Genomic DNA, 7,648 nt, shown 5'->3' on the forward strand with positions numbered 1-7,648 from the left:
GATCCCGGCGCAGTACCCCAGGTGCATCATCTCTCCCCAGTGTCTGCCTTGGCTGCATATGCGGTGGCCTTGTCACGCACTTGGCGGATGTAGGTGTCGGACTGGTTGTAGGCGTAGATGGCGGCGGTCCATCCTTCCGACGTGGTGAGGTCACGGCCGTCGGCGCATAGATAGGCTGCCGCGCTGAGGGCAGCGTCGTCGATGTTGGACGGGTCCGCCGTTCCGTCCCCATTCCCGTCGCGCGCTACGAGCCGCCAGGTGGAGGGGATGAATTGCATCGGTCCCACAGCGCGATCCCAGCGCGCGTCCCCGTCCAGGGTTCCAGCGTCCGTGTCGGCGATCGCGGCGAATCCGGCACCGTCAAGCACCGGGCCCACAATCGGGCGGCTCTCTTCCCCCTCGGCGGTGAGAATGCCGCCCCCGTACGTTCCGTGTGCTGTTTCGACGAAACCGACGGCCGCCAAAGTGTTCCACCCTAGCCCGCATGCCGGAACGGAATCATTGACGGTTACCGCCGCGGCAACGTATGCGCGCAACGCTCGGTCGGGGATGCCGGTCTGCCCGGCCGCCCGGACAACCCAGTCGGCATCCGGGCTCCTGGTGACGTTCACCGCGGTGCTCATACCAGAGGACAGAGTTTCGAGCCCGGCCCCGCCCGGGGCGGCGGAGCAACGACCTGCCGCGCATCGACGCCGGCTTGCCCACGCAGCCAGAACAAGGAAGCGGTCGAGACACAGACCGCAAACACGATAAGAACCACGAGACGCCTAAGACCAAGCACGGACCAAGCACGGACCAATCAAACCTTGTGCGGCTGATCCTCCTTGTCGACTCCCCTAGCGCGCGTTATCACCCTTGACACTTTTTCTGACCATACTCATAATTGAGCGTAATCAACAAGAAAGGCGCCTCAAGATGAAAGCGTTTGTCATCAACAGGTACAAGGCTGGCCTGCAGCTGACCGAGGTCGCGGAGCCGGTGGTCGGTGACCAGGATGTCCTGGTCCGGGTGGAGGCGGCCGGGCTTAACCCGCTGGACGAAAAGATCCGACTCGGAGAGTTCAAACAGATCCTCCCTTACGCTTTGCCGCTGGTCCTCGGAAATGACCTTGCCGGAACAGTCCTCCAGGTCGGGACGAAGGTGCGCGGCTTCAAGCCCGGCGATGAGGTTTTTGCCAGGCCGGACAAGGCCCGCATCGGCACTTTTGCCCAGCGCATCGCCGTGGCGGAAGCGGATCTGGCGCTGAAGCCCGCGACGATCAGCATGGCCGAGGCCGGGTCGCTTCCGCTGGTGGCCCTGACGGCGTGGCAGGCACTGGTGGAACGCGGCAAGGTGCAGCGGGGGCAGAAAGTCCTCATCCACGCCGGCGCCGGAGGAGTGGGCTCGCTGGCAATCCAGCTGGCGAAGCACCTCGGAGCGACGGTGGCCACCACCGCTGGCGCCGCCAACGCGGACTTCGTCCGCGGACTCGGCGCCGACGTCGTTATCGACTACCGGGACGAGGACTTCGAACAGGTTCTCAGCGGCTACGACCTGGTCCTCGACAGCCTCGGCGGACCGAACCTGGAGAAATCCCTCCGGATCCTCAAGCCCGGTGGCAAGGCAATCGGAATCGGAGGACCGCCGGACCCTGCGTTCGCCCGGGAACTGGGCCTCAACCCGGTACTCCGCTTCGCCATCACCGGCCTGAGCCGGAGCATCCGCAGCCAGTCCCGCCGGCTCGGCGTGCACTACGAATTTCTTTTCATGCACTCCAGCGGCGCGCAACTGGGCCATATCGCAAGGCTCGTCGACGACGGCGTGCTGCGTCCCGTCGTCGGACGCGTCACTCCATTCGCCCAGACTCCGGAAGCCTTGAAGGCACTGGGAAGCGGCGGATTGCGCGGCAAGGCCGTCGTGGTCAATCCCCCGCATAACGCCTCCGCCACCGCCCGGCCCGAAGCCGTCGGCCAGCACAGGTCCGGAGAAACGGCATGAGCGCCGCCCACATCCCCGTTGCATCGTCCTATGCGCTTGCACCCACCCGCAGCATCACAACCGGCGGCGTCAGCTATGCCTACCGCGAACTGGGACCGAAGGGCGGGGTTCCGGTGGTCTTCTTCGGCCACCTCGCCGGCAACCTGGACAACTGGGACCCGCGGATCATCGACGCCGTTGCCAAGGAGCACCACGTTGTCACCTTCAACAACCGGGGCATCGGGGCCAGCACCGGCGTGGTGCCGGGCAGCATTGAGGCCATGGCCGAGGAGGCCACCGCCTTCATCCGGGCCCTGGGCTTCGAGAAGGTGGACATCTTCGGTTTCTCCCTCGGCGGCATGGTGGCCCAGGCCCTCATCGGAAAGCACCCGGACCTGGTCCGGAAGCTCATCCTCGCCGGCACCGGCCCCCGCGGCGGAAAAAGCATGGACAAGGTTGCGAGGGTCACGTACTACGACGTGCTGCGCGCCGCCCTGGTCCGGGCCGATCCGAAGGAGTTCCTCTTCTTCAACCGCTCCTCGGCCGGCAAGCAGGCGGCAAAGGAGTTCATCACCCGCATTCGGCAGCGCACCGCCGCACGAGACCTGCCGGTCCGGATCCAGGCCTTCCGTGCCCAGCTGAAAGCCATCAGGAACTGGGGCCGCGCCGAGCCGGCCGACCTGTCAGCCATCAACCACCCGACACTGATCGCCAACGGCGACCATGACCGCATGGTTCCCTCCATCCTGTCCATGGACCTGCATCGGCGCATCGAAGGATCAGAGTTGGCCATGTACCCGGACTCCGGCCACGGCGGGATTTTCCAGTTTTACCAAGAGTTCATTCCCGCAGCCATCGGATTCCTCAAGCGCTGACGCCCGGCGGCCACCCCATTGACTACACTCGAAACCAGCTGAACACCATGACCGCCCGGAGGACCCCCCGCCATGCACCTTGCTTCCCAGCCCGTCGGCCGGCGGGAACGGAACAAACAGGCCAAACTTGACCGGATCACGGCGGCGGCCCGCGAACTCTTCGCCGAGCACGGTATCGACGACGTCACTACCCAGCAGATCGCGGACAGGGCCGACATCGGCACGGGCACACTGTTCCTGTATGCCAAGAGCAAGGGTGAGCTGCTGCTGCTCGTCCAGAACTCGGCCTACGCGGATGCCCTCGCCAAGGGCACTGCGGAGGCGGCAGGAATTACCGTGCCCCTCGATGCCGTCATGGCCATCGTCCGCCCGGTGGTGGTATGCAACCGGACCCAGATCGACAACGGCCGCACGTACCTGCGCGAGATGGTCTTCGGCGACCCGGACGAGCCCCACCACCATGCCGCGCTCACCCTCGCGGCGGGGACTGAGGCCGCCATAGCCGCCGTCCTGGAACGGGAAGCCCGCACCACCGCTGATAGCGCAGCCACGCTTGCACACGTCATCTCGGCCATCATGTTCCTAAGCATGGCCGCTTCAACCAACGTCTCCCGCCCGGTGGAGGACCTGCTTCTGGAGATCCGGAACCAGGTCGCAGCAATCCTTCCCGCCTGAACCGCAGCACCAGCCAGCTGTTCTTCAATAAAGAGAAGCACCCCCACCGCACGAAAAACCCGGGCGTCATCCCGCAAGTACTGCGGAATGACGCCCGGGACTGCTATTGCCGTCGCAACCTGCTAGGCGTCGATCACCATGTCGGTCTGCGCCGTGGAGCAGCAGGGCAGGAACTTGCCTGCGTCGATCTCCCGTTTACGGATACCACCCTGGTGGTTCATCTCGATTTCCCCAGAAAGCTTGACGACCTTGCAGGAGCCGCACATGCCTTCCTTGCAGTTGGCGCCGATCCGGACACCCGCTCGCTGCGCCACCTCGAGGATGTGCTGGTCGGGATCAATCCGCACGTTGACGCCGGTGCGCAGGAAGGACAGTGTGAGGCTTCCCGTTCCCACTGTCTCAAAGCTCGAGGCGTCGGGGGTTACGGCCTCGGGCTCCGCGTCCGCACTGCCCCCGGCCTCGGGCGCATCCGTGTCAACGGTTTCCAGCGGCAGCCCCGTGGCCTCGAGGGGTCCATCGGCGTCGTAGCCGGGCTCGTAGAGTCCGAACGCGCTTGGCTGGCCTTCGTAGTAATCCTCGGCTGACTCGGCGATCTCCTCGGCGATTTCCTCCGCGATGTCCGTTGCCAGCGCGATCTCTGCCTGGTATTCAAGGAGTGTCTGGCGGTCTCCCGAGAAGAACTCCATGTAGATGGATGTGTCGTCGACGCCGACCTTCTTGAGGAGCTCGGTGGCGCTGTTCAGGTAACCCTCGGGGCCGCAGGCGTAGACCTGGCGGCCGTTGGCGTCGGGGGCCACCTGGTCGAGCATGGCCGCCGTCAGCCTTCCGGTGAGCCCTTCCCACCCCTCGGGCTTGCTGCGGTCGCCCAGGGAGTAGAAGACCTTAATCCGCGAGTCCACGGAGGCGATGTAGGCCAGCTCCCGGTGGAAGGCAAAACCTCCGGCTTCCGCCCCGTGGTACAGGACCACCACATCGGCGTGTCCGGGCAGGGAGTGGATGGTCCGCACCATGGACATGATAGGAGTGATGCCTGCACCGGCGGCCAGCAGGAGGTAACGCGCCCGCCGGTCGGCGTCGGGCAGGTGGAACGCCCCGACCGGTCCGAGCATGTCCAGAACGGTGCCGGGTTTGACGTTCGCATGCACCCACGGAGAAACCAGGCCCGTGGGGTCGCGCTTGACGCTGATGCTGAACGTCCATGGCTCCGTGGGCGAACTGGACAGCGAGTAGCTGCGGTCCACCGGATCCTGGTCCTCACCGTTTACCGGAAAGGCGACGTTTACATACTGGCCCGCACGGAAGGCCAGGGGCGCACCGTCGGTGCGCCGGAACACGAAGGTCATCAGGCCGCCGGCCTCGACAACGGTCTCCACGCATTCGGCCATGAACTCCTGGGGGTGCCAGGGGCCCAATGCACGGGCAGCGCGGGCTGGTGTCTCGGTGCTGCCCATGACCCTGTTCCACGGCATCTCCAGACCGCGAATGCGCTGTGGTTCCTGGATCACCGTTTCAGTGAGGAGTTCGGTCATGCCAAGTGCTCCTGAACGCGCTGCACGTACCAGTTGATGAATGCCTCCACCTGGTATTCGCTCTTCATGTACGGGCCGGGCTCGTAGGCAGGGCTGGCAGCGCCCTGCTGGCACAGTTCCACGAACGCCTTGTCCTGCAGGTTGGTCTGCTTCCAGGTGTACGTGAGCTTCTCCAGGTCGTAATCGACGCCTTCTTCGGCGTCGTCAGCCACCAGCCAGGTGGTGCGGACCAGCGACTGGTGTTCGTTGATGGGGAAGACGCCGAACGTGATGACGTGGTCGCCGAGGAAGTGGAACCAGCTGTTGGGCTGCAGGTGCATGGAGCAGCGGCCAAGGCGGAAGTCCGGCAGGTCGCCGAGCAGCTTCTTGGAGAGCCGGCGCCCGTCGGCGGAGAAGGACTCGCCTTCGCCGTCCAGGGATTCGCGGGAGATGCGGATTCCGGCGATACGGGTGTCAAGCTCCTCTACCACCTCGTAGGGCAGGCCGTAGCGGCGGCAACGCTCTTCAAGAGAGGACTGCGCTTCCTTGTTGCGGTCCCATACTTCCTCAAGGTGCGGAGGAATCAGGCCCTCGGTCAGGCCCCACGTGGGGAAGAGTGAACATGCGAGCTCCGGGTGTCCATCGCAGTGGTAGCACTCACGGTTGTTCTCCATGACGAGCTTCCAGTTGCCCTCTTCGATGATGTTCTGCTGGTAGGCAATCTTCGTCTTGGACAGGTCGTGCGGGGCCAGGTAGGGCTCGAAGATCTTCGAGGTCTCGTCGAAGTCCGTGGGCGGTTCGTCAGCGATGCAGACAAAGATGAGTCCGGCAACCTCGCGGCTGTGGGCACGCTTGAGCGCGAAGCAGTTCTTGTCGAACTTCGCTTCTCCGGGGGCGGAGGCGTGGATCAGGTTGCCCTCAGGGGAGTAAGTCCAGGAGTGGTAGCCGCAGACGAGGTTTCCGGTGGAACCGGCAGCTTCGGTCAGGACGCGCGCCCCGCGGTGGCGGCAGACGTTGTGCAGGACGTTGACGTCCCCTTCGTCGGTGCGGAGGACGATCAGGGAGTAGGGACCGTAATCGACCGTGATGTAGTCGCCCGGCTCCGGCAGTTCGGCGACACTCCCGGCAAAGATCCAGTGCTGGCCGAAGATAGCCTCCATGTCGACCTTGAAGATTGCCGGGTCGGTGTAGAAGGGGGCATCGAGGGAGTAGCCCGTGCGGCGGAACGCAAACAACTCGGTGATCTCAGCCAGCTGCTCTGCAGGCAATGAGGACGCGAGTTTTCCGCGTGAGTTGAGGGGCTGGTGCACTGGAGCAGTCATGGGTTTCCTCCCGGGAGGCGTGGTTACGTGTGATATCTGGGCGGCTACGGGTGCGTCGGTGCAGCCGTAGTCAAAAAGCGTTGTTCCAAGAGATTAGGGCGCACGAGAGCTCAATAAAAGCGCAAGAATCCGGAGATAACCGTGCACAATAGTTGCATGATTGATCCCAGACTTATAACGCTCCGAGTATTCGCCCGCTGCGGGACCGTGGGCGCAACCGCGGAGCTCACGGGGTACTCCCCTTCAGCCGTCTCCGCGCAATTGCGTGAGCTCCAGCGCGTGCTCGGTTTGCAGCTCCTGGCGAAGGACGGCCGCGGTGTGCGGCTGACCGCTACGGGCCGGTTTCTTGTGGCCGGTTCGGACTCCCTCATCGCGGAATGGGAGAGCTTGCGCGCCGCCGCCATGGAGGCCGGCGACCAGGTGCAGTCACATTTCGGCCTCGGTGGATTTTCGACGGCGGCCGCCCAGTTGCTCGCGCCGCTTGCGGCCACTCTCCGCTCAACGCGTCCGCAACTGGAGGTACAGGTACTTGAGGCCGACCCGGCCCGCTGCTTCGATTTGTTGGTAGCCGAGAGGATTGACCTTGCGGTCATTGTCGCCATGCAGTCGAACACCTACGGCGAGGATGACCTGCGCTTCGAGCAGACCGTCCTGCTCGACGATCCCCTGGACGTGATCGTTCCGTCTGACCATCCGCTGGCATCCCGGGAACGGGTGACGCTCGAAGAACTGGCCTCGGAACCCTGGATCACCGAAGCTGCGGGCTCCACCTACCACTCCCTCTTCACTGCGGCGTTCACGGCAGTTGGTGTGACACCACGGATTGCCCACGAGGCCGTCGAGTGGGAAACCCAGATCGCCTTCGTGGGTGCGGGGCTCGGCGTAGGCTTGCTGCCGCGACTGGCGCCCTTGCGCAATGCAGAGAATGTGGTTCGCCTGCGCCTAACGGGCAAAGGCAGGCCCTCGCGGCGCATTGTCGCGGCCGTACGTAGGGGCAGCATTGCCTCTCCGCTGATTCAGGAGTCGCTCGACATCCTGCAGAAGAACGCTGAGCGGATCGTCGCCGCCCGGCCGGAGGACGAACTCTGAGAATCGTTTCCCCGACAACGAAATAAACATGTTGACCTGCGTCACAGTCGAGTATACGCTGGGGTCCAATCTAATATATCAGTTCGCTACTTTTGAATATATCTAGAAGGAGGAGGGGACATGACGCTCATGCAAACAGAGGCAACCGCAGCGGCCCTGCCGGCAATGGAGCCGGGGCAGAAGTTCGTGCTCACACTCTCGTGTGCCGAGCAGGCCGGGATCG

The 7,648-nt window shown here is 64.3% G+C and carries 7 protein-coding genes; 4 read left to right on the plus strand and 3 right to left on the minus strand.

The features are described from left to right. Nucleotides 1–26: 26 nt before the first annotated feature. Nucleotides 27–623: a lytic transglycosylase domain-containing protein gene (locus AC5RUO_RS09700; RefSeq protein WP_494103351.1), complete on the minus strand. Its 597-nt coding sequence runs from the start codon at nt 621–623 to the stop codon at nt 27–29. A gap of 292 nt (nt 624–915) precedes the next feature. Here AC5RUO_RS09700 and AC5RUO_RS09705 point away from each other — a divergent pair, with 292 nt between their 5' ends. The 3 genes from AC5RUO_RS09705 (at nt 916) to AC5RUO_RS09715 (ending at nt 3,506) form a co-directional block, all read left to right on the plus strand. Continuing rightward, complete coding sequence (locus tag AC5RUO_RS09705; protein WP_494103352.1) at nt 916–1,977, plus strand: NADP-dependent oxidoreductase; 1,062 nt, start codon at nt 916–918, stop codon at nt 1,975–1,977. Further along, entirely contained in the window at nt 1,974–2,831 is an 858-nt protein-coding gene (locus AC5RUO_RS09710; RefSeq protein WP_494103353.1) for an alpha/beta fold hydrolase, read from the plus strand. Before AC5RUO_RS09705 ends, AC5RUO_RS09710 begins: the two co-directional genes overlap by 4 nt. A gap of 72 nt (nt 2,832–2,903) precedes the next feature. After that, the gene (locus AC5RUO_RS09715; protein WP_494009010.1) at nt 2,904–3,506 is read left to right on the plus strand and encodes a TetR/AcrR family transcriptional regulator; all 603 of its coding nucleotides are present in this window, start codon (nt 2,904–2,906) and stop codon (nt 3,504–3,506) included. 122 nt (nt 3,507–3,628) lie between these two features. Here AC5RUO_RS09715 and AC5RUO_RS09720 read toward each other — a convergent pair whose 3' ends face one another. Next, a complete protein-coding gene (locus tag AC5RUO_RS09720; RefSeq protein WP_494009009.1) occupies nt 3,629–5,035 on the minus strand; it encodes a ferredoxin reductase in 1,407 nt (468 codons plus the stop codon). Beyond that, on the minus strand, nt 5,032–6,336 hold the full coding sequence (locus tag AC5RUO_RS09725) for an aromatic ring-hydroxylating oxygenase subunit alpha (RefSeq protein WP_494009008.1): 1,305 nt from the start codon (nt 6,334–6,336) through the stop codon (nt 5,032–5,034). Before AC5RUO_RS09725 ends, AC5RUO_RS09720 begins: the two co-directional genes overlap by 4 nt. 156 nt (nt 6,337–6,492) lie before the next feature. Between AC5RUO_RS09725 and AC5RUO_RS09730 the strand changes: the two genes are divergently transcribed. Beyond that, nucleotides 6,493–7,425, plus strand: a complete 933-nt coding sequence (locus AC5RUO_RS09730) for a LysR family transcriptional regulator (protein ID WP_494009007.1) — start codon at nt 6,493–6,495, stop codon at nt 7,423–7,425. Nucleotides 7,426–7,648 lie beyond the last annotated feature (223 nt).

It is taken from the genome of Arthrobacter sp. Y3221087 (genome assembly GCF_059089905.1).